This is a genomic window from Micromonospora sp. NPDC047738, assembly GCF_040642675.1.
In the GTDB taxonomy this organism is placed as follows: domain Bacteria; phylum Actinomycetota; class Actinomycetes; order Mycobacteriales; family Micromonosporaceae; genus Micromonospora.
Window position 1 is genome coordinate 34,729 of sequence record NZ_JBEYSO010000017.1, and the last position, 20,913, is coordinate 55,641.

Genomic DNA, 20,913 nt, shown 5'->3' on the forward strand with positions numbered 1-20,913 from the left:
AAACCGGCGGACGACGACCGGTCGTCCCGCATCACGCTCACCGTCAACGGCGTCGACCACGACCTGACGCTGGACAACCGGACCACCCTGCTGGACGCCCTGCGCGAGCGGCTCGCCCTGATCGGCAGCAAGAAGGGCTGCGACCACGGGCAGTGCGGCTCGTGCACCGTCCTGCTCGACGGCCGGCGGGTGAAGAGCTGCCTGATCCTGGCGGTCACCCTGGACCGCCGGACGGTGGTCACCGTGGAGGGACTCGCCGGCCCGGCGGACCTGTCCCCGCTCCAGGCCGCGTTCGTCGCGCACGACGCCTTCCAGTGTGGCTACTGCACACCCGGGCAGCTCTGCTCCGCCCGCGGGATGCTCGACGAGGTGGCCCAGGACTGGCCCAGCGCGGTGACCGAGGACCTCACCGCACCGGTGGAGCTGACCGACGCGGAGGTACGGGAACGGATGAGCGGCAACCTGTGCCGCTGCGCCGCGTACCCGCACATCGTGGCCGCGATCCGGGACGTGGCGGCGGCGCGGTGAAGCCCTTCCGCTACCACCGGCCCGCCGACGTCACCGAGGCGGTCGCGCTGCTCGACGGCGAGCCGGAGGCGGCGTACCTCGGCGGCGGGACCAACCTGGTGGACCTGATGAAACTCGGGGTGCAACGCCCCGACCTGCTGGTCGACGTCACCGGGCTGCCGCTGGACACGGTGGAGGCCCTACCGGACGGCGGGCTGCGGATCGGCGCGACCGTGCGCAACAGCGACCTCGCCGCGGACCCGATGGTCCGGCGGGACCACCCGTTGCTCTCCCGGGCGCTGCTCGCCGGCGCCTCCGGGCAGCTGCGCAACATGGCCACCACCGCCGGGAACCTGCTGCAACGCACCCGCTGTGTCTACTTCCAGGACACCGGGAAGGCGTGCAACAAGCGGGAGCCCGGCACCGGCTGCGCGGCGCGCCACGGGCAGAACCGGGACCTGGCCATCCTCGGCTGGTCCGAACTGTGCGTGGCCACCCACCCGTCGGACCTGGCGGTCGCCCTGGTCGCCCTCGACGCGGTGGTGGAGGTGTACGACCCGGGCGGCGCGCGGGAGATCCCCCTGGTCGAACTGCACCGGACGCCCGGCGAGCATCCCGAGCGGGAGACCAGCCTCCCCCGCGGCGCGCTGATCACCGGGGTAAGGATCCCGCCGCTGCCCTTCGCCCGGCACTGCACCTACCTCAAGGTGCGCGACCGGGCCAGCTTCGCGTTCGCGGTCGGCTCGGTGGCCGCGGCGCTGGACCTGGCCGGGGACACGGTCCGCGACGTCCGGCTGGCGTACGGGGCGGTCGCGCACCGCCCGTGGCGGGCCTACCGGGCGGAGGAGGCGCTGCGCGGCCGTCCGTTCACCGCCGAGCTGGCCGCCCGGGCCGCGGACGCCGAACTCGCCGCCGCCCGTCCCCTGCCGCACAACGGGTTCAAGGTGCCGCTGATCCGCAACCTCACCGTCCGGGCGTTGACCGCGCTGGCCGGGGCGGCACCCCGATGAACGCGCCACCCGTCGGTGCGGTGGGCCGGGAACATCCCCGCCTGGAAGGCCGGGACAAGGTCACCGGGGTGGCCCGGTACGCGGTGGAGTACCCGGTGGACGACGTCACGTACGGCTGGGCGGTGCCGGCGGCGGCCACCCGCGGGCGGATCAGCCGGATCGACGCGGCCCCGGCGCTGGCCGTGCCGGGCGTGCTGGACGTGCTGCACCACGGCAACGCGTCCCGGCTGGCGCCCGGCGTGGACGACACGCTGTTCCTGCTGCAGGAGCCGACCGTGCACTACCGGGGGGAGTTCGTCGCCGTGGTGGTGGCGGAGACCCTCGAGGCGGCGCGGGAGGGCGCCCGGCTGGTCCGGATCGACTACGACACCGAGGCGCACAGCACCGTCCTCTCCGCACACCACCCGGGCCTGTACCGCCCGGACAAGGTCAACCCGGGCTACCCCGCGGACACCGCGGAGGGGGACTTCGACGCCGCCTTCGCGGCCGCGGAGGTCCAGCTGGACGCCACCTACCGCACCCCGGCTTACCACAACAACCCGATGGAGCCGCACGCCACCACCGCCCGCTGGCGGGACGGGCGGCTGCTGGTGCACGACTCCACCCAGGGCTCGACCCCGGTGCAGGCCACCCTGGCACAGCTGTTCGGGCTGCCTCCGGAGGCGGTCCGGGTGATCGCCGAGCACGTCGGTGGCGGCTTCGGCAGCAAGGGGGCCCCGAAGGCGCCGGTGGTGCTCGCCGCGCTCGCCGCCCGGCAGGTGGGCCGGCCCGTGCGGCTGGCGCTGACCCGGCAGCAGCTCTTCGGCCCGATCGGATACCGCACCCCCACCATCCAACGGGTCCGGCTCGGCGCGGACGCCGACGGGCGGATCGCCGCGGTCTGCCACGACGCGATCAGCCAGACCTCGAAGGTGCACGAATTCGCCGAGCAGACCGCCGTCTACACCCGCAGCATGTACGCCGGCCGCAACCGGCGCACCACGCACCGGCTGGTCCGGCTGGACGTGCCGACGCCGTTCTGGATGCGCGCCCCCGGCGAGTGCCCGGGCGCGTACGCGCTGGAGTCGGCGCTGGACGAGCTGGCCACCGCGTGCGGCGTCGACCCGGTCGAGCTGCGGGTCCGCAACGACGCGACCGTCGACCCGGACAGCGGGCAGCCGTTCAGCAGCCGCAACCTGGTCGCCTGCCTCCGCGAGGGGGCCCGCCGGTTCGACTGGGCCGACCGCGACCCGACGCCGGGGGTCCGGCGACTCGGGCGGTGGCTGATCGGCACCGGGGTGGCCGGCTCCAGCTACCCGGCCCGGTCCCGGGCCGCCGCCGCGACGGCCACCGCCGCACCCGACGGCACCTTCGAGGTACGGGTCAACGCGACCGACATCGGCACCGGCGCCCGGACGGCGCTGTGGCAGCTGGCCGCCGACGCCCTGGCGGTACCCGCCGACCGGGTCGCCATCCGGGTGGGCGACAGCGACCTGCCGCCGGCCCCGGTGGCCGGCGGTTCGATGGGCACCGCCTCGTGGGGCTGGGCGGTGATCCGGACCTGCGAGCAGCTGCGGCAGCGGCTCCGCGACACCGCGGTACCCGCCGAGGGGCTGACCGTCGAGGTGAGCACCGCCGACGAGGTCCGCGCCCAACGTCCGCTGGCCCGGTACGCCTACGGAGCCCACTTCGTGCAAGTGCGGGTGGACGCGGACACGGGCGAGGTCCGGGTGGACCGGATGCTCGGCATGTTCGCCGTCGGCCGGGTGGTGAACCCGACCACCGCCCGCAGCCAGCTCATCGGTGGCATGACCATGGGCCTGTCGATGGCGCTGCACGAGGAGGGCCTGCTCGACGAGCGGTACGGCGACTGGGTCAACCACGACCTCGCCACCTACCACATCAGCGGCTGCGCGGACGTCGAGCGGATCGAGGCGTACTGGCTGCCGGAGGAAGACCCTGACCTGAACCCGGCCGGGGTGAAGGGGATCGGCGAGATCGGCATCGTGGGCAGCGCCGCCGCCGTCGCCAACGCGGTGCACCACGCCACCGGCGTACGGGTCCGGGACCTGCCCATCCGGCTGGACAAGCTGCTGGACCGGCTGCCGGCAGACTGAAGGGCCGGCGGCGTGGCACCGGCCCTTCAGTCTGCGTCCCTCAGTCGGCGAGCGCGCCGGCCGCCCGGCCCTCGTGCAGGGTCAGGTTCCGCCCGGTGGACGGGTCGAACAGGTGGATCTTCTCCAGGTTGAACCAGACCCGACGGTGCTCCCCCTCCCGGGCCGGCGACTCGGCGGACAGCCGGGTGACCAGGCTGGAACCGGTGCCGGTGAAGTCGCCGGTGCCCGCGTCGGCGGCCAACTCCTCCAGCTCGGCGGAGTTGGCCCGCTCCCCCTCAACGGTCAGGTACACGTACTTGTCGGAGCCCATCGACTCGACGATCTCCACCGGCGCCTCGAACTCCAGACCCCGGCGGCGCGTCTCCTCGTCGAGCAACTCGGCGTCCTCGAAATGCTCGGGCCGGATACCGAGGATCAGCTCCCGCGGCGCGTCACCGCCCGCCAACTGATGGCGGACCCGGTTGCCGATCGGCACATCACCCAACGCCGTCCGCAGGTGGCCCTCCTCGACGGCGGCGGGCAGGAAGTTCATCGACGGCGAGCCGATGAACCCGGCGACGAAGAGGTTGCGTGGGTGGTCGTAGAGCTCCTGGGGCGGGCCGACCTGCTGCACCGCGCCACCCCGCATGATCACCACGCGGTCGCCGAGGGTCATCGCCTCGGTCTGGTCGTGGGTCACGTAGACGGTGGTGGTGCCGAGCTGCTTCTGCAGCCGGGACACCACCGTGCGCATCTGCACCCGCAGCTTGGCGTCCAGGTTGGACAACGGCTCGTCCATCAGGAACGCCTTGGGCTGCCGGACGATCGCCCGGCCCATCGCCACCCGCTGCCGCTGGCCGCCGGAGAGGTTGGCCGGCTTGCGGTCCAGCAGCGGGGTCAGCTCCAGGACCTTCGCCGCCTCCTCAACCTTGGTGTTGATGCTCTCCCGGTCCAGCTTCGCCAGCCGCAGCGGGAAGGCCATGTTCTCCCGGACCGTCATGTTCGGGTACAGCGCGTACGACTGGAACACCATGGCGATGTCCCGGTCCCGCGGAGCCCGGTCGTTGACCCGCTCCCCCGCGATACGCAGCTCACCGGAGCTGATGTCCTCCAACCCGGCGATCATGTTGAGCGTGGTCGACTTCCCGCAGCCGGAGGGGCCGACCAGGATCACGAACTCGCCGTCGGCAATCTCCAGGTCGACGTCCCGCACCGCCACGGTCCCGTCCGGGAACCGCTTGCTCACCTTGTCCAGCACGATGTCAGCCATGACAACACCACCTATCCCTTGACTGCGCCGGAGGTCAGGCCGGAGACGATGCGGCGCTGGAAGAAGAGCACGAACAGGATGATCGGAACGGTGATCACCACGGCGGCGGCGCAGATCGCCCCGGTGGGATCCTCGAACTGCGACGCGCCGGTGAAGAACGACAACGCGGCCGGCACCGTGCGGGACCGCTCGGTGGAGGTCAGCGAGATGGCGAACAGGAAGTCGTTCCAGCAGAAGATGAAAACCAGGATGGCCGTGGTGAACAGCCCCGGCGCGGCCAGCGGCGCGATCACCCGCCGGAACGCCTGACCCTGGGTGGCGCCGTCCATCTTCGCCGCCTTCTCCAGATCCCAAGGGATCTGCTTGAAGAACGCCGACAGCGTGTAGATCGCCAACGGCAGCGCGAAGGTGATGTACGGCAGGATCAGCCCCGGCCAGGTGTCGAAGAGGCCGAGCTGCCGCTCGATCTCGAACAGCGGCGAGACCAGCGACACCTGCGGGAACATCGCGATCAGCAGAGACACCCCGATCAGCAGCCGCTTGCCGGGGAAGTCCAGCCGGGAGACCGCGTACGCGGCCATCGCCCCCAGCACCACCGCGATCAGGGTGGCGATCAGCGCGATGCCGATCGAGTTGACCAGAGCCCGGACGAACTGGTCGGTGGCGAAGATCGTCCGGTAGTTGTCCAGCGTCCACTCCCGCGGGATGAACTTCCCGTCGGTGAGCGTCGCCGGGGTCTTGAACGACAGCGAGGCGATCCAGAGCACCGGGATCAACGCGAAGACGACGACGAGGACGTCCAGCAGACCCCAGCGCAGCCTCGCCCGCATGGTGGTTTCGGTGGCCATGTCAACGCCTCTCCCCGTCGTCGCTGCCCGGGGCAGCGGTGCCGAACAACTTCACGAAGACGAACGCGATGATCGCCACGGTGATGAAGATCAGCACCGACATCGTCGAGCCGATGCCCAGGTTCAACCCCCGGATCAGGTTGTTGTAGGCGAGCATCGACACCGACGACGTCTCGTTACCGCCCGCGGTCAGGATGAAGATGTTGTCGAAGACCCGGAACGCGTCCAGGGTGCGGAACAGCAGGGCGACCAGGATCGCCGGCTTCATCACCGGCAGCATCACCTTGGTGAACCGCTGCCAGGCCGTCGCACCGTCGGTGGACGCGGCCTTGAGCAGGTCCTCCGGCACCAGCGCCAGGCCGGCCATCAGCAGCAGCGCCATGAACGGCGTGGTCTTCCAGATCTCCGCCAGCATGATGATCGCCAGCGAGCTGGCCCGCTCGGTCAGCGGCGCGCTGCCGTCGAACAGGTTCGCCAGGTAGCCGGTGCCCGGCGTCCAGGCGTACCGCCAGGAGAACGCCGCGACCACCGTGACGATCCCGTACGGGATCAGCGCCGCGGTGCGGACGATGCCCCGGCCGACCAGCGTCCGGTGCATGATCAACGCGAGGCCCATGCCGAGCACCAGTTCCACCGCGACGGTCACCACGGTGATCAGGGCGGTCACCCCGAACGCGGTCCACCAGAACTGGTTGCCCAGCACGGTCACGTAGTTGTCCAGCCCGACAAACTCGCGCTGGTCGGGGAAGCGCAGGTCGAAGCGCTGCAGGGACAACCAGACCGAGTAGAGGATCGGGTAGGCGGTGACCAGCAGCATGACCAGCGCGGCCGGCGCGCAGAGCAGCCAGCCAAGGCGCCGCTCGGCCCGCTTGTTCTCGCTCAGCGGGGCCTTCGTCCCGCGCCGGGTCCGCTGCGCCGGCACCGCGGCGTGCCGCCCGGGGCCGCGTTCGGCCTCGGCGGCGACGTCCGCGCCGGTGGGAGTGGCGTTCACACTCATGCCGTCACCTCCGGACGGTCGGCCCGCTGCGGGTGGATCTCGCTCACGGCAGTACCCCCTTCGACTCGAGGGCGTCGGCGATGGCCTTGCGCAACTCGTCGGCGGTCTGCTCGGGCCGGATCCCCGACGGCGGCGACAGCATCGCCGACATCACCGTGGAGATGCTCTGGTACGCCGGGGTCAGCGGCCGGACCGCCGGCTCCTTCAGCTCCTCCAGGATGGTCTCCTTCATCGGGTACGCCTTGTCCATCTCCGGGTCCTCGTAGACCTTCTCGATGGTCGGCGGCACGCCGTCGTTGACCGCGGAGAACTTCTGGTGCTCCGGATTGCGGATGCACCTGGCGGCCTCGAAGGACTCCTTCGGGTGCTTCGAGTAGGTGCTGACCGCCATGTTGACGCCGCCGATGGTGACCTTGCTCGGGGTGTTCGCCTCGATGCCCGGCACCCGCGCCCACTTCACCTTCTTCGCCATGTCCGGCGCCGCCTCCTGCATCGCCGGATAGACGAAGGGCCAGTTGACCTCGAAGGCGCCACCGCCGGACTGGAACTCCAGCCGTACCGGGTCCTCCGTGGCGTTGGTGAACGACGGCGACGTCACCCCCGACGTGGCCAGCTTCCGCAGCTGGTCGAGGGCCCTGACGGTGCCCTCGTCCATCACCGCCCGCTTGCCGTCGTCGCTGAGAATCTTCCCGCCGGCGCTCTCCGCGAGGGTGTTGTAGAGGACGACCAGACCCTCGTACTGGGCGCCCATGGTGAGCACCTGGTACGGCTGGCCCTGCTCCTTCAGCCGCTGCGCGGCGGAGATCATCTCGTCCCACGTCTTCGGCGGCTCCGGCACCAGATCGGTGCGATACCACAGCAGCTGCACGTTGGTGTTCTTCGGCGCCGCGTAGAGCTTGCCCTCGTAGCGGGCGGTGTCCAGCGGGCCGGCCAGGGTGCCCTGCTCCGCCTCCGCCTTGTCCTGGCCGGTCCACTCCCGGATCCAGTGCGCGCTGGCGAACTCCTGGGTCCAGGTGACGTCGAGGCCGAGCACGTCCATCCCGCTGTCCTGCGCGGCCAGCCGACGCACCATCTGCACCCGCTGGTCGTCGGCCTGCCGCGGCAGCACCCGGTAGACGATCCGGTAACGCCCCTGCGCCTGGGCGTTGCAGTCGTCGACCACCTTCTGCAGGTTCTGCTCCGGCGGGTAGTACAGGTTGATCGTCGGCGTACCGCCGTCACCACCGGAACTGCAGGCGGCCAACGGCGCCACCAACGCCAGCGCGGCGGCTGCCGCCGCCGCACGCCTGCGTGGCCGCCGCCGGTCCGCGGCGTCGCCGGGGTGTGTCGTCATCGCCCTCCCCCTTTCGTCGGCGAAGGCCGGGGAAGTCGCCCGTGCCCCGGCGCACGGCGAGACGGTCGGGGGCGCGGTCGGCGGCAGATCCGCCCCGGCCCCAGGCGTTTCGTGCGCCTGACAGTGCCCGACCTGCCACGGCGCGAAACCTGACCGTCACGCGACGCCCACCACAGGGCTGGGCTGTGGGCCAGGTCACGTCACCGGGCCCCGGTCCGATCCGATGGACGCAAGTCCGGCCGTCCGACGCGCACTTCCCGGCAATCTGGGCGGACCGCCGGAGCACGCGCGAGCAGCCGGGTGTCGGAGCCGGGCGGCATAGTGGAGGCATGATCGCGCGCTTCAAGGACCTCTGCATGGACGCCGCGGACGCCCACCGGCTCGGTGCCTTCTGGGCCGGCGTCCTCGACGCGGACCTGATCGACACCGGCGACGGCGACACCCGGATCGACCCCCGGGCAGCCGCCTCGAAGGCCGAGTCGATCTGGGTCAACACCGTGCCCGAGCCGCGTACCGGCAAGACCCGGGTCCACCTGGACCTGCGCCTCGCCGAGCCGGAGCCGACCGCGCTGCTGGCCGCCGGCGCACGGCTGGTCCGTGAGCCGGACGCCGAGATCAGCTGGTGGGTGCTGGCCGACCCGGAAGGCAACCAGTTCTGCGCCTTCCGGCCCCGCGAGGGCGCCCGGCCCGGCGTCTTCGAGCTGGTGGTCGACAGCGCCGACCCGGCGGCCCAGGCCGGCTGGTGGGCCGGCGTGGTCGGCGGCCGGGTGGCCACCACCGAGGAGGGCGCCACCTCGGTGGTGGGGGCGGCCGGCTTCCCCTGGGACCACTGGGTCTTCGACCCGGTGCCCGAGCGCAAGCGGGTGAAGAACCGGGTGCACTGGGACGTCGACCTGACCGGCCCGGACCCCACCGCGCTGATCGCGGCCGGCGCCACCCTGCTGCGCGAGCCCACCGACACCACCCGGTGGTGGGTTCTGGCGGACCCGGAGGGGAACGAGTTCTGTGCCTTCGCCCCGCGTCCCAACCAGTGAGCGGCGAGCTACCCAGCGTTCGCCCGGTCGACTAGCGTTCTCATAGCTCCGCAGCCAGCGCGTTCGCCGTCGACGTCGATACGCCTCCGGCCGACCCCAGCCCGCCCTTTCGGTTGGTTCTCGCGCGAACTCGCCTCTGCGGCACCACCGGTTGGGCAGGATCGTCCCAACCGAGGAGGTCCGTCGTGCAGGACACCACCCGCGCTCTCGCCCTGACGTTCGAGGTGAGCGGCCTGCCCCCGGTCAAGACCGAGGCCCTGTCCATCTTCGCCGCCGGGCACCGGCAGGCGGCGAGAGTCCGCGCTCTGCTCCAGGCCGCCTGCGAGGCGGCCCAGCACACCGGTTGGACGCCGCTCGCCGGCCCGGTCGAGGTGGACCTGACCCTGCGCTGCCCGCCCGGGCACCGCACCTCCGACGCCAGCACACTGTTGGGCGGGGTCTGCGCGGTGCTGCAGGACAAGAAGCGGGTGGCGAACATCGGCCTGGCCCACCTCGGGGTGCTGGTCGACGTCGCCCTCTACGCCGACGACCGGCAGATCCGCCGGCTGTCGTACGCGGAGGAGCCGGCCGAGGACTTCTCGTACCAGGTCCGGGTGGCCGCCGTACCGGCGGTGGTTTGACCGACGACCGCGGCGGGGTACCGCGGACGCCGACGAAGGGAGCAGCATGTCGGAGCCACACGTCACGCTCGACCCGAGCGGGCTCGACCCGGTGCAGCAGAAGCTGCGTGGCCCGCTGGAGGATCAGCTGACCTCGGCCCTGCAGGCGGCCACCGAGCGGGTCCGCGCCGGCTACGCGGGCGAACCCGTCGAGGAGGTGTGCCGCCGGCTGCTCGACGAGACCCGCGCCGGCCTGCACCCGGACATCGCGGCCGGCTTCCAGCCCGACATGGACGAGTTCTGCCGGGTGGCCGTGGCCATCGTCCGCGGCGCGGCCTGAGGCACCCGGCAGCCGACCGGGTCGCCCTCCGGCCCGCGCGGGCGGTGCCGCCCACCGCGGTCAACCGCGCCGCACGTCCACTGAGACGACGTGGGTGCCGTCGGGCCGGGTCGACTCGCCCAGTCGCACCGGCAGCGGCTCGCTCGAGGTCCGCACCCCGAGGCCGAAGCTCAGGTGCCCCTCGAAGTCTCCGGCGGCCGCCCAGCCGCGCAGCGTCGGGTAGCCGATGGCCGGCGGCGGCGCGTGCACCGTGCTCCGGCCACTGCGGTCATGTGCCTGGGCCGGGTCGAAGCGCACGGAGAGGAAGGTGTCGCCGGGCAGGCTCACCGGTGTGCCGGTGCCGTCGGACTCCACCTGTGCGACGTATCCGGCCTGGTAGGACGGCGTGGGGCCGCGGAAGGCGAAGCTGATCCGGCTGAACCCCTCGGCCGGGTGGTCACCGACCTGGATCTGCACCAGCACGGGCAGCGGCTCCCCCGGCGCGGGGGTGACCGGCACCTTGACGGTGTGTGCCACCCGGGCCGGCGCGGAGGGCACCGCCCACCCGTACGTCACCCGCCAACCTCCGGCTGCGGATGGCGCGGCGGTGGCGGGGGCCGTCGTGGCCGGCGTGGTGACGGCGGTCATGGGGGCCGTCGAGGTCGGCGGGGCCGCGCCGTCGTGGTCGGTCGTCGAGCAGGCCGCCGCGAGCAGCACGACCACGCTGGCAAGCAGTGGTACGCGCTGAAGTCTCATGGCTCAGTGTCACTCCGGCCGGTGGTGTCCCACCAGAGCCGATCGCCCTGACCTCAGCCCGAGCTGCCGTCAGGTGGTGAGGGCGAGCGACTTCATGACGACCAGCGCGACGAGCAGCACGGCGAGCCCGACGGCCACCGACACCTGCACGACGGCTCGCCGCTTCGCCGGCGCGTACGCCAGCCCGACGGCGGCGACCCCGCCGGCCAGTAGGCCACCAAGGTGCCCCTCCCAGGAGGTCCAGCCGGCGGAGACCACCATCCAGATCAGGAACGGGATGATCACCCGGTTGGGGTCGATCGGGTGGTGGTGCAGCCGCCGGGTCAGGACGAAGTAGCAGCCGGCCAGCCCGTACACCGCGCCGGAGGCGCCGACGGCGGCCTGGTGCGGGGAGACCAGGAAGCCCAGGACCGATCCGCCGAGCGCGGCGAGCAGGTAGACGGCGAGGAAGCGCACGGCGCCCAGCCGCTCCTCGATGACCCGGCCGAGCACCCAGAGCCAGTACATGTTGAACACGATGTGCAGGATGCCGAGGATGCCCTGGGTGGGCAGCTGGTGCAGGAAGGCGGAGGTGATCAGGCGGTACCACTCGCCGTGCGCGATGCCGATCAGCTGGTATCCGTCGTAGGCGCCGCCGTCGTCGACGTACCGCTGGCCGGCGTCGTCGACCAGCCCGGTGCCCAGGCTGTCGAACTGGTCGAGGATCGCCGGGTGGACCAGCTCGGCCAGGTAGGCCAGCACGTTGAGCCCGATGAGCACGTACGTCACCACGGGTCGGGCGGCCACCCGGCCGCCGAAGACCGTGCGGGCCCGGCGGACTGTGCGGTTCTCGTCGCGTACGCACTCCGGGCAGCGGTGCCCCACCGGCGCCTCGCGCAGGCAGTCGGGGCAGATGGGGCGGTCGCAGCGGGTGCAGCTCAGCAGCGTCTCCCGCTTGGGGTGCCGGTAGCAGGTGGTGGTCGCCTCGCCGCCGGAGGGCTGGCCGGTGCTGATCGTGTCCATGAGCTGGGTGGTCCCCCGGGTGGTTCGTGGGCCGGCGTGCCGCAAAGCCTCCGGCCGCGTGCGGCCGGAGGCTCTGGGTGGACGGTCAGCGTAGCCGTCCGCGGGGCGGTTCAGTATTGGCTGAGGTTCTGCGCGGGGCAGAGCACGATGCGGGGCATGAGTTCGGGCTTCAGCCAGGTGAGCACGCTCACCAGGTCGCCGTGCGAGAGGCTGACGCAGCCGGCGGTGGGGCCGGACGGTGTCTTGCTGAACTCGTGCAGGAAGATCCCGCTGCCGGCGCCGGGCACGGGCGTGGCGACGTTCGGGGCCATGTTGTACGTGATCACGGCGAAGTGCGTGTAGGCCGGCGTCTCCCGCCAGAGGGCCTCGCTGTAGCCGCCGGGGTTGGTGGCCGTGTGCTGGAAAGTGTTGTAGGCCGGCGAATCCGGGTTCTCGTTCCACCAGTCGTTGGTGACCAGCCGGTGGTAGGGGTAGCTGACGCCCGGGTTGGCCGCGATGCCGTACATCGTCGGGCCGATGGAGTAGACGCCGGTCGGCGTGTTGGGCACGCCCTCGAGGTGGTTGTCGCTGAAGCCGTTGCTGCCGATCCGGGCGGCCAGCGGCGCGGAGATCGGGGTCCAGACGCCGCGGATCCGCTGGAACGTCTCCAACGTGGCGTAGGTGGTGGTGTAGCTGTTCCCCGTGACGATGATGACCTGCTGCGTGGTGGACGGCAGGGTGGTCAGGCGGGCGGCCTTGTTGTCCGGGGCGACCGGCCACTGGCGCTTCGGACCGGGCACGGCGGTGCCGCTGGTGGCCGTGGCAGCCCGGGGGCGGGCGGCCGCGGGGGTCGCGCCGGCGGCGAGCACGGGTGCCGTCACGCCGGCCGCCGCACCGATGAACAGAGATCTCCGCTTCATTCGGGGGATCATCGCACTTCGCGCTTATCCGCACAGTCCCGTGAAGCGCGACTTTTCGCACAATCTGCTAGCGGGGCGCCGGAGACGGGAGACGCGCGGGGAGAGGCCGGGGTGGGTCAGGACCGGGTCCGCAACTCCCCGGTCCTGACCCCCAGCCGTCCGGCGTGGTAGCGGAATTCGCCGTTGCGAGCGCGGCGGGCGTGGCACGACGCCCACGCCGGGCTCAACACGGCGAGCCGGCCCGCCTGCACTCAGCTCCACGGTGCCCAACTACCGGACTTCGGTGCGTCCCCGACTCACCCCGAAGAGTCGTGAACGCGGGCTCAGGTTAGGCACCTTCTCGCAGGGCGAACAAGGTTCCCCAGCGCCGGGAGAATGTGATTGATGCCAATGTCGAAATACGGCATGTTCGTGTAACAGGGTCAGCTGGGCTGGCGCTGTTTGTCCGCGTGGTGCCCGTCGCGCGTCGCGGGCGGCGGGACCGGACGTAGGCCGCCGGCCGCGGCGGCTCCGGCGATCAACGCGAGCGCCCCCAGGTGCAGCAGCCGCACCCCGGCCGGCGCCGGTACGGCGGCTGCGGGCAGGCCGGGCAGCAGCAGCGCCCCGAGCGCGGCCACCGGCAGCGCGACCGCCCAGAACCGGCCGGGCCGGGCCGGCGGCGCGGGTGGTCGTACGCCGTCGAAGATCTCCTGCCGGCGGGCGGCCCGCACCGCCAGGGCGACCACGACGACGGCGCCCGCCGCCGTGCCGAGCACGTCGGAGAACTGCCACCAGTAGAGCCCGGTCAGCGCGTGGAAGTCCGCGATGCCCAGCAGCCGCGGCCAGCGGTCACTGTGGGTCATCCGGTCCCAGCCGACGTGGCTGAACGCACCGATCAGCGCCGAGCAGACGGTGACCTGCCAGGGATGCCGGACCCCGCCCAGCGCGGCGTAATCCCGCCAGGCGAAGAGGCGCTCGCCGGGCAGGTGCACCGCGATGCCGGCGATCACCCGGCGGACGATCCAGGCGTACGCGAGCGCGACCGGCAGGCACCACCACAGCAGCCCGCCGAGGGTGTGCGTACGCTGACCGAGCTCGAACCTAGTGCCGGTGAACAGGTAGCCGACGTCCGGCGCGACGGCGCCGGTGGCCAGGGCGACCCCGTCGAACCAGCGCGGTCGCCACAGCTTCAGCGGCAGCACGGGCGCCAGGTGCGAGGGAAAGGTCAACGGCACAGGCGGGACGTTACCCGCCGATCAGAAGTGCTGGCGCAGGTCGGGGAAAGCGGCCAACCGGATCACCCCATGGTCGCCCGGGTCGAGCTCGTCGTGCTCCAGCACCCAGGTGTTCTCGTTCGGGATGAAGACCGCGTTCATGCCGGCGGCCCGGGCGGGCAGGATGTCCGAGCGCGGGGAGTTGCCGATCATCCACGCCCCGGCCGGGTCGAAGCCGTACTCGCAGGCCAACCAACGATAGGTGTCCGCGTCCTTCTCCCGCACGATGTGCGCGGCCCGGAAGTGGTGCAGCAGCCCGGAGGCGTCGAGCTTGCGCTGCTGCTCCTCCCGCTCCCCCTTGGTGAGCAGCAGCAGCTCGTGCCGGGTGGCCAGGTCGTCCAGGGTCTCCGCCACGCCGGGCATCAGCTCCACCTGGTGACCCACCAGCGCCGCCGCGAGGCTCTCGATCTCGGCGCGCTCCCGCTCCGTCGCCGGGCGCTCCCGCAGCTTCTCCAGGCACTCGCCCAGGCTGCGCAGGAAGACCTTGCTGCCGTAGCCGTGCGCGACGGCGTTGGCCCGCTCGATGTCGTCGAGGACGGCCCGGATCTCCGCCCGGTCCAGCGTCGGGTGGTCCAGCCAGGCGAGGAAGTCGTCGATCACCCGCTCGAAGAGGACGTTGTTCTCCCAGAGCGTGTCGTCAGCGTCGAAGACGAGCACCTTGGCTTCCCGGCGCTGTCGCATCGCGTACCCCTTCCCCTGAACGGACCGGGACACGCTACTGCGCCGGGGCAGCCGCGACATCCGGGTTTCCGACCGCGCCGGCCCGTCAGCGGCGCAGGGTGAGGATCAGGTCGGCGACCAGCGCGGTCCACCCGGTCTGGTGCCACGCCCCGAGCCCGGCGCCGTTGTCGCCGTGGAAGTACTCCGGGAAGGCGATCAGGTCCCGCCAGTCGGGGTGGGTCTGGAAGAGCTGGCAGGCGCCGTAGATCGGCCGCCGACCCCAGCCGTCCCGGGTGAACAGCGCGATCAGCCGAGCGGAGAGATCGTCGGCGATCTCGTCCAGAGTCCGCTTCTGCCCGGACCGGGTCGGATACTCCACCTGCAGGTCGTCGCCGAAAAAGGCGGCGTAGTCGCGCAGCGCGCTGATCAGCAGGAAGTTGGTCGGCATCCAGATCGGGCCGCGCCAGTTGGAGTTGCCGCCGAACAGTCCGCTGGTCGACTCGGCCGGCTCGTAACCGACGCTGAACTCCTGCCCGCCGAGGGTGACGGTGAACGGCTTGTCCAGGTGGGCGCGGGACAGCGTCCGCAGGCCGTACTCGGAGAGGAACTCGTCGGTGTCCAGCATCCGGGCGAGCAGCCGGACCATCTGCTCGGGACCGACCATGGACAGCAGCCGCTGCTGCCGCCCGTCGGGGCCGAGCCGGCGGGCGCCGACCACATCGGCGAACTCGGGACGGTTGGTGAGGAACCAGCGCAGCCGGGCACCCAGCTCGGGCAGCCGGCGCAGGGTACGCGCGGTGAGCCGGGTGACCGCCGCGAGCGGCAGCAACCCCACCACCGAGCGGACCTTCAGCGGCACCTGACTGCCATCGGCCAGCCGCAGCACGTCGTAGAAGAAGGCGTCCTCGTCGTCCCAGAGCCCCTGCTGGTACGCCGCCGCCGCGATGTACGCGAAGTGCTCGAAGAACTTGGTCGCGGTGTCCACGTACGCCCGGTCGTGCTCGGCCAGCACGATGGCCATGTCGAGCAGGTTGAGCGCGTACATGCCCATCCAGCCGGTGCCGTCGGACTGCTCCAGCACTCCGGCCACCGGCAGCGCGGCCGACCGGTCGAACGGGCCGACGTTGTCCAGCCCGAGGAAGCCGCCCTCGAACACGTTGTTGCCGCCGGTGTCCTTGCGGTTGACCCACCAGGTGAAGTTGAGCAGCAGCTTGTGCATCACCCGGGCGAGGAACTCGTGGTCCCGGGAACCGTCGATCTCGAAGACCTTCAGCGCCGCCCAGGCGTGCACCGGCGGGTTCACGTCCCCGAACGCCCACTCGTACGCCGGGATCTGCCCATTGGGGTGCAGGTACCACTCGCGGAGCAGGAGCAGCACCTGCTCCTTGGCGAAGCCGGGGTCGACCCGGGCGATGGTGACGCAGTGGAAGGCCAGGTCCCAGGCCGCGTACCAGGGGTACTCCCACGGATCGGGCATGGAGATCACGTCGAAGCTGTTCATGTGCCACCAGGCGCTGTTGCGCCCGTGCCGACGCCCGGCCGGAGGTGGCGCGGAGCCCGGATCGCCCTCCAGCCACCGCTTCACGTCGAAGTGGTAGAACTGCTTGCCCCACATCAGCCCGGCGATCGCCTGCCGCGCCACGAGCGCCTCGTCGGCGGTCGCCGCGGCGGGGATGACCCCGGCGAAGAAACGGTTGGCCTCGGCGCGCCGCGCCCACACCACGCTGTCGAAGTCGTCCCCGAGATCCGCCGGGGGCGGCGGCGGGCTCGCCGGCGGCGGGGCGGTCCGGGTCAGCCGCAACCGGATCTGCCGCTGCCCACCGGCCGGCACGTCGAGCACGTAGTGCAGGGCGCCCTTGGTGCCCTCCCGGTCCGGATTGACGGTGGCCGCGCCGGCCACCACGTGGTCGTTGATCCCGTCCTTCGGGTACGGCGACCGCCCGGGCAGCCCCCAGAGCCGCTCGGCGTTGGTGTCGTTGTCGCAGAGCAGCGGGACGGGCGCGCCGTCGCCCTCCAGCAGGATCTGCCCGAGCACCCAGTGCTCACCGACCAGCCGCGCCCCGGCCACCGGGCCCAGCCCCGCGCCGGCTTCGAAGCCGACCATCCGCGGCACCCGGTCGCCACCGGGAAGTCCCCACCCCCAGGTGTTGCGGAACCACAGGGTGGGCAGCACGTGCAGGGTGTCGTCCCGGTCCCCCCGGTTGGCGACCGTCACCAGGATGCACATGTCCGTGGGGGACGCCTTGGCGTAGTCGACGGTCACCGCCCAGTACCGGTCGTCGTCGAAGATCCCCGTGTCGACCAGCTCGTACTCGGTGTCGTCCCGGCCGCGCAGCGCGTTCACCGCGACCAGCTCGTCGTACGGAAAGGCGGCCTGCGGGTAGTGGTAGCGCCAGCGCATCCAGGAGTGGGTGGGGGTGGAGTCCTCGTACCACCAGTACTCCTTGACGTCCTCCCCGTGGTTGCCGCCGTCGCCGCCCAGGCCGAACATCCGCTCCTTGAGGATCGGGTCCCGGCCGTTCCACAGCGCCAGCGCGAAGCAGAAGGTCTGCCGGTCGTCGCACACGCCCGCCATCCCGTCCTCGTTCCACCGGTAGGCTCGGGAGCGCGCATGATCGTGGGGGAAGTAGTCCCACGCCGTGCCGTGTTCGCTGTAGTCCTCCCGAACCGTCCCCCACGCCCGCTCGGACAGATAGGGACCCCATGCGCGCCAGTCCTGCGCCCCGGCGTCGGCCTGGGCGAGCCGGTGCCGCTCGGGGTCGGGGGTCGCGGAGGTCGGGCGGTCGGTGAGCATTTGCACATCTTCGACGCCGCCTGGGTACTTCACCACAGCGGCCATTGTCGTCGTGGCGTGGAGCACCTCGCCGCCGGTGGAGGAAAGTTGATCGAGATTCGCTTCGGCCCGCAGGTCTGCGGGGACCTCGCCGCCGGGTCGGCCCGGGAGTGGCTGGTCACCGACGGCCGGGGCGGCTACGCCATGGGCACGGTCAGCGGCCTGCGCACCCGCCGCTACCACGGCCTGCTGGTGGTGGCCGGGGAAACCCCCGCCTCCCGGAAGGTGGGCCTGGTCAGCCTGGACCCGGCGGTGACCCTGCCCTCCGGGCAGCGGGTCCGGCTGGGCGCCCACGAGTGGTCCTCCGGGGTGATCGACCCGCGCGGCTACGAACTGCTCGAGCGGTTCGACCTGGTCGACGGGGTGCCGCGCTGGCGGTGGCGGATCGGCGACGTGGTGATCGAGCGGGAGATCGCCATGGCCTACGGCCGGCCCTGCGTGGCGGTGGTGCACCGGCTGGTCTCCGGCGGCCCGGTGCGGCTGGACCTGGCGGCGGCCTGCACCTGGCGGGACGCGCACGGCGAGCGCCGGGCGGACGGGCCGGCCCCGAGCCTGGAGCCGACGGCCGGCGGGGCGCTGGTCGAGGGCGCCTTCCGGCTGGCCGGGCCGGACTGGGCACCCGAGGGGCAGTGGTGGCTCGGCGTACGCCACCGGGAGGAGGCGGCCCGCGGCCTCAACCCGGACGAGGACCTCTGGTACGCGGGCCGCTTCTCCGGCACCCTGGACTCCCCCAGCGACACGGTCCCGGTGCTGGCCTGGGCGGATGACCTGGCCGAGGAGCCGCCGCCGGCGACCGCGCTGGTCGAGGCGGCGCGACGGCGCAACCGGGCGGTGGTGGCCGCGGCGAAACCGGACGACCCGGTCGCGGCGACCCTGGCCCTGGCCGCGGACGCGTTCGTGGTCAGCACCGGCACCGGACCCGACGTGGTGGCCGGCTACCCGTGGTTCGGCGCCTGGTCACGGGACACCATGACCTCCTACGAGGGCCTGTTCCTGGCCACCAACCGGGCGGACGAGGGGCGGGCGCTGCTGCGCGCCTACGCGGCGACCCTGTCGGAGGGGATGCTATCCAACACCGCCGACACGGGGCGGGTGGAGTACAACACGGTCGACGCCACGCTGTGGTTCCTGCACGCGGTGACCCGGCACGTCACCGTCACCGGCGACACCGACCTCGGCGACGAACTGCTGCCCGCGCTGCACGCGGTGGTGCAGGCGCACCTGGCCGGCACCCGCTACGGCATCCGGGCCGACCCGACGGACGGGCTGATCACCCAGGGCGGCACCCCCGGCACCGCGCTGACCTGGATGGATGCCCGGGTGCACGGAGTGCCGGTGACGCCGCGTACCGGCAAGCCGGTGGAGGTCAACGCGCTCTGGGTCAACGGACTGGCCGGGGTCGCCGAGCTGACCGAGCTGGTCGGGCGGGACGCCACCGCGCTGTGGGGGCTGCACACCCGGGCGTCGGCCGGGTTCCGGGCGCGGTTCCCCGCTCCGGTGGGCTGGCTGCACGACGCGGTGGACGCGCCCGCCCCGGCGTACCCCCTCGGTGGGGCGGCGCACCACGACGACGACCTGCTCCGCCCCAACCAACTGCTCGCCTGGTCGCTGCCGTACGCCCCCCTCGAACCGGACCCGGCGGCGCTGCGCCGCATCACCGAGGCGCTGCTCACCCCGCTCGGCCCGCGCAGCCTCGCCCCCGACTCCCCCGGCTACGTGGGCCGGCATCGGGGCGGACCGGCGGAGCGGGACGCCGCCTATCACCAGGGGACCGTCTGGCCGTGGCTGATCGGGCCGTTCGCCGACGCGTACCGCCGGGCGGGGCTGCCCACCGACGACCTGTTCGTGGGTCTTGACGGGCATCTGACGGAGTTCGGCCTGGGCTCGGTGAGCGAGACCGCCGACGGCGACCCGCCGCACACCGCCACCGGCTGCCCGTTCCAGGCCTGGTCGGTCGCCGAGTTGCTCCGCGTCCGCCAGCGCTGACCACGCGTTACATCCCGGCAATCAGCGCGTCTCCGCCGGTTATCGACCGCTCGGCAGGATGGGCTGCGACCCCGGGCACGGACGGCGGCCCCCGGTGCGGTGGGCGGCCGTGGCGTGCTGCGGGAGACACAACTCAAGGGGGCCGCATGTCCGCTGACGCCGAAGTGATCGACCTCCAGCCCGCCCGGCGCCTGCGGGTACTGATGCTCTCCTGGGAATATCCGCCCGTGCTGGTCGGTGGACTCGGCCGCCACGTACACGCCCTCTCCGTCGCGCTGGCCGCCGCCGGCCACGAGGTCACCGTCGTCACCCGCCACGCCGAGGGCGCACCCCTGGAGGAGTACGCCGACGGCGTGCGGATCCTGCGGGCGGCCGAGGACCCGGTCCGGTTCCCGCTCGCCACCGACTCGCTGCTGGCCTGGACCATGGCGTTCAACCACACCCTCACCCGGGCCGCGCTGCGCGCCGCCACGACCGGCCGGTACGACGTCATCCACGCCCACGACTGGCTGGTCGCGCACACCGCGGTCACCCTGGCCGAACACCTCGATCTACCCCTGGTCACCACGATCCACGCCACCGAGGCCGGCCGGCACCAGGGCTGGCTGCCCGAGGAGATGAACCGCACCATCCACGGCGTCGAGCACTGGCTGAGCAACGCCTCGGCCCGGGTGATCGCCTGCTCCGGCTACATGCGCGAGCAGGTGACGCGGCTGTTCGACGTGCCGATCGGGTCGATCGACGTGGTGCCCAACGGGGTCGACGACCAGGCCTGGCGGGCCCGCCCCCGGGCGGTCGCCTCCGCCCGCGCCCGCTTCGCCGGCACCGGTCCCCTGGTCGGGTACGCGGGCCGGCTGGTCTACGAGAAGGGCGTGCAGCACCTGGTGCACGCGGTGCCGTACCTGCGGGACCGACACCCGGGGCTGCGCGTGGTGATCGCCGGCGACGGGCCGTACCGGGAGGAGTTGGTGGACCAGGCGCGGCGGCTGCACCTCGGGGAGACCGTCCGGTTCGCCGGCTTCATGGACACCACCCAACTGCCCGCGGTGCTCGCCGCCACCGACGCCACCGTCGTCCCGAGCCTCTACGAGCCGTTCGGCATGGTCGCCCTGGAGGCGGCCGCCGCTGGAGCGCCGCTCGCGGTGGCGCGCACCGGCGGGCTCGCCGAGATCGTCGAGCCCGGCATCACCGGGCTCACCTTCCCGCACAGCGACCCGGACGCCCTGGCCGGCGCGGTCGACCGGCTCCTCGGCGACGAGGTCTTCGCCCGCCGGGTGGCCCGCCGCGCCCGCACCATGGTCGCCGAGCGGTACGGGTGGGCCACCGTCGCCGCCCGGACCGCCGGCAGCTACGCCGCCGCCCGCCGCGAGCACGACACGTTCCAGACCGGCCGGACGGCCACCCTGCTGACCGGCGGCCGAGCCGCCATCACCATCCCGGACGGAAATCTGCTGGCCGAGGCCGCGAGCTGACGCGCGTCGCATCGCCGACAGATCCGCCCCGCCCGTGGCGGCATACTGCCTGGTGATCCG

18 protein-coding genes are annotated in these 20,913 nt (G+C 72.5%); 8 read left to right on the forward strand and 10 right to left on the reverse strand.

Annotation, left to right across the window (positions count from 1 at the left end; translation table 11 throughout):
* Nucleotides 1-30: 30 nt before the first annotated feature.
* From ABZ783_RS23960 to ABZ783_RS23970, 3 genes are read left to right on the forward strand one after another with little or no spacing between them, the layout of a single operon-like run.
* Nucleotides 31-528, forward strand: a complete 498-nt coding sequence (locus tag ABZ783_RS23960) for a 2Fe-2S iron-sulfur cluster-binding protein (protein WP_357441999.1) — start codon at nucleotides 31-33, stop codon at nucleotides 526-528.
* Nucleotides 525-1,517: a xanthine dehydrogenase family protein subunit M gene (locus ABZ783_RS23965; protein WP_357441888.1), complete on the forward strand. Its 993-nt coding sequence runs from the start codon at nucleotides 525-527 to the stop codon at nucleotides 1,515-1,517. The genes ABZ783_RS23960 and ABZ783_RS23965 overlap by 4 nt, the downstream gene beginning before the upstream one ends.
* Nucleotides 1,514-3,613 carry a xanthine dehydrogenase family protein molybdopterin-binding subunit gene (locus ABZ783_RS23970; RefSeq protein ID WP_357441890.1) on the forward strand — a complete coding sequence of 700 codons (2,100 nt, stop codon included), beginning with the start codon at nucleotides 1,514-1,516 and terminating at the stop codon, nucleotides 3,611-3,613. The genes ABZ783_RS23965 and ABZ783_RS23970 overlap by 4 nt, the downstream gene beginning before the upstream one ends.
* 40 nt (nucleotides 3,614-3,653) lie before the next feature.
* Here the strand turns inward: ABZ783_RS23970 and ugpC are convergent, their stop codons facing one another.
* From ugpC to ABZ783_RS23990, 4 genes are read right to left on the reverse strand one after another with little or no spacing between them, the layout of a single operon-like run.
* The gene (gene ugpC / locus ABZ783_RS23975) at nucleotides 3,654-4,862 is read right to left on the reverse strand and encodes a sn-glycerol-3-phosphate ABC transporter ATP-binding protein UgpC (RefSeq protein ID WP_357441892.1); all 1,209 of its coding nucleotides are present in this window, start codon (nucleotides 4,860-4,862) and stop codon (nucleotides 3,654-3,656) included.
* A gap of 11 nt (nucleotides 4,863-4,873) precedes the next feature.
* Nucleotides 4,874-5,710 (reverse strand): carbohydrate ABC transporter permease, encoded by an 837-nt coding sequence (locus ABZ783_RS23980; RefSeq protein WP_357441894.1) that lies wholly within the window; start codon nucleotides 5,708-5,710, stop codon nucleotides 4,874-4,876.
* Nucleotide 5,711: 1 nt separating this feature from the next.
* Nucleotides 5,712-6,707 carry a sugar ABC transporter permease gene (locus ABZ783_RS23985; RefSeq protein WP_357441895.1) on the reverse strand — a complete coding sequence of 332 codons (996 nt, stop codon included), beginning with the start codon at nucleotides 6,705-6,707 and terminating at the stop codon, nucleotides 5,712-5,714.
* 43 nt (nucleotides 6,708-6,750) lie between these two features.
* On the reverse strand, nucleotides 6,751-8,040 hold the full coding sequence (locus ABZ783_RS23990) for an ABC transporter substrate-binding protein (protein ID WP_357441897.1): 1,290 nt from the start codon (nucleotides 8,038-8,040) through the stop codon (nucleotides 6,751-6,753).
* Nucleotides 8,041-8,369: 329 nt separating this feature from the next.
* Here ABZ783_RS23990 and ABZ783_RS23995 point away from each other — a divergent pair, with 329 nt between their 5' ends.
* The 3 genes from ABZ783_RS23995 (at nucleotide 8,370) to ABZ783_RS24005 (ending at nucleotide 10,013) form a co-directional block, all read left to right on the forward strand.
* Nucleotides 8,370-9,074, forward strand: coding sequence for a VOC family protein (locus ABZ783_RS23995; RefSeq protein WP_357441899.1), 705 nt, complete (start codon nucleotides 8,370-8,372; stop codon nucleotides 9,072-9,074).
* A 185-nt stretch (nucleotides 9,075-9,259) separates the two neighbouring features.
* Nucleotides 9,260-9,694: a hypothetical protein gene (locus ABZ783_RS24000; protein WP_357441900.1), complete on the forward strand. Its 435-nt coding sequence runs from the start codon at nucleotides 9,260-9,262 to the stop codon at nucleotides 9,692-9,694.
* A gap of 46 nt (nucleotides 9,695-9,740) precedes the next feature.
* Nucleotides 9,741-10,013 carry a hypothetical protein gene (locus ABZ783_RS24005; RefSeq protein WP_073836709.1) on the forward strand — a complete coding sequence of 91 codons (273 nt, stop codon included), beginning with the start codon at nucleotides 9,741-9,743 and terminating at the stop codon, nucleotides 10,011-10,013.
* Nucleotides 10,014-10,073: 60 nt separating this feature from the next.
* Here the strand turns inward: ABZ783_RS24005 and ABZ783_RS24010 are convergent, their stop codons facing one another.
* The 6 genes from ABZ783_RS24010 to ABZ783_RS24035 form a co-directional block, all read right to left on the reverse strand.
* A complete protein-coding gene (locus ABZ783_RS24010) occupies nucleotides 10,074-10,748 on the reverse strand; it encodes a hypothetical protein (protein ID WP_357441902.1) in 675 nt (224 codons plus the stop codon).
* A 69-nt stretch (nucleotides 10,749-10,817) separates the two neighbouring features.
* Entirely contained in the window at nucleotides 10,818-11,750 is a 933-nt protein-coding gene (locus tag ABZ783_RS24015; protein WP_357441903.1) for a rhomboid family intramembrane serine protease, read from the reverse strand.
* Nucleotides 11,751-11,860: 110 nt separating this feature from the next.
* Complete coding sequence (locus ABZ783_RS24020; RefSeq protein ID WP_357441904.1) at nucleotides 11,861-12,649, reverse strand: L,D-transpeptidase family protein; 789 nt, start codon at nucleotides 12,647-12,649, stop codon at nucleotides 11,861-11,863.
* A 422-nt stretch (nucleotides 12,650-13,071) separates the two neighbouring features.
* On the reverse strand, nucleotides 13,072-13,863 hold the full coding sequence (locus ABZ783_RS24025) for a DUF4184 family protein (protein WP_357441906.1): 792 nt from the start codon (nucleotides 13,861-13,863) through the stop codon (nucleotides 13,072-13,074).
* A gap of 21 nt (nucleotides 13,864-13,884) precedes the next feature.
* Nucleotides 13,885-14,583, reverse strand: a complete 699-nt coding sequence (locus tag ABZ783_RS24030) for an HAD family hydrolase (protein ID WP_357441908.1) — start codon at nucleotides 14,581-14,583, stop codon at nucleotides 13,885-13,887.
* A gap of 85 nt (nucleotides 14,584-14,668) precedes the next feature.
* A complete protein-coding gene (locus ABZ783_RS24035) occupies nucleotides 14,669-17,356 on the reverse strand; it encodes a glucosidase (RefSeq protein ID WP_357441910.1) in 2,688 nt (895 codons plus the stop codon).
* Nucleotides 17,357-17,443: 87 nt separating this feature from the next.
* Here ABZ783_RS24035 and ABZ783_RS24040 point away from each other — a divergent pair, with 87 nt between their 5' ends.
* Together ABZ783_RS24040 and ABZ783_RS24045 are read left to right on the forward strand one after the other, a co-directional pair.
* Nucleotides 17,444-19,381, forward strand: coding sequence for an amylo-alpha-1,6-glucosidase (locus tag ABZ783_RS24040; RefSeq protein WP_357441911.1), 1,938 nt, complete (start codon nucleotides 17,444-17,446; stop codon nucleotides 19,379-19,381).
* A 146-nt stretch (nucleotides 19,382-19,527) separates the two neighbouring features.
* Entirely contained in the window at nucleotides 19,528-20,853 is a 1,326-nt protein-coding gene (locus ABZ783_RS24045; RefSeq protein ID WP_357441913.1) for a glycosyltransferase family 4 protein, read from the forward strand.
* The last annotated feature ends 60 nt before the right edge of the window (nucleotides 20,854-20,913 follow it).

Bases quoted from the DNA above. Each gene is read 5' to 3' on its own strand.
- ABZ783_RS23970 (WP_357441890.1), top strand. From the start codon at position 1,514: ATGAACGCGCCACCCGTCGGTGCGGTGGGCCGGGAACATCCCCGCCTG.
- ugpC (WP_357441892.1), bottom strand. From the start codon at position 4,862: ATGGCTGACATCGTGCTGGACAAGGTGAGCAAGCGGTTCCCGGACGGG.
- ABZ783_RS23980 (WP_357441894.1), bottom strand. From the start codon at position 5,710: ATGGCCACCGAAACCACCATGCGGGCGAGGCTGCGCTGGGGTCTGCTG.
- ABZ783_RS23985 (WP_357441895.1), bottom strand. From the start codon at position 6,707: ATGAGTGTGAACGCCACTCCCACCGGCGCGGACGTCGCCGCCGAGGCC.
- ABZ783_RS23990 (WP_357441897.1), bottom strand. From the start codon at position 8,040: ATGACGACACACCCCGGCGACGCCGCGGACCGGCGGCGGCCACGCAGG.
- ABZ783_RS23995 (WP_357441899.1), top strand. From the start codon at position 8,370: ATGATCGCGCGCTTCAAGGACCTCTGCATGGACGCCGCGGACGCCCAC.
- ABZ783_RS24005 (WP_073836709.1), top strand. From the start codon at position 9,741: ATGTCGGAGCCACACGTCACGCTCGACCCGAGCGGGCTCGACCCGGTG.
- ABZ783_RS24010 (WP_357441902.1), bottom strand. From the start codon at position 10,748: ATGAGACTTCAGCGCGTACCACTGCTTGCCAGCGTGGTCGTGCTGCTC.
- ABZ783_RS24015 (WP_357441903.1), bottom strand. From the start codon at position 11,750: ATGGACACGATCAGCACCGGCCAGCCCTCCGGCGGCGAGGCGACCACC.
- ABZ783_RS24020 (WP_357441904.1), bottom strand. From the start codon at position 12,649: ATGAAGCGGAGATCTCTGTTCATCGGTGCGGCGGCCGGCGTGACGGCA.
- ABZ783_RS24030 (WP_357441908.1), bottom strand. From the start codon at position 14,583: ATGCGACAGCGCCGGGAAGCCAAGGTGCTCGTCTTCGACGCTGACGAC.
- ABZ783_RS24035 (WP_357441910.1), bottom strand. From the start codon at position 17,356: ATGCTCACCGACCGCCCGACCTCCGCGACCCCCGACCCCGAGCGGCAC.
- ABZ783_RS24045 (WP_357441913.1), top strand. From the start codon at position 19,528: ATGTCCGCTGACGCCGAAGTGATCGACCTCCAGCCCGCCCGGCGCCTG.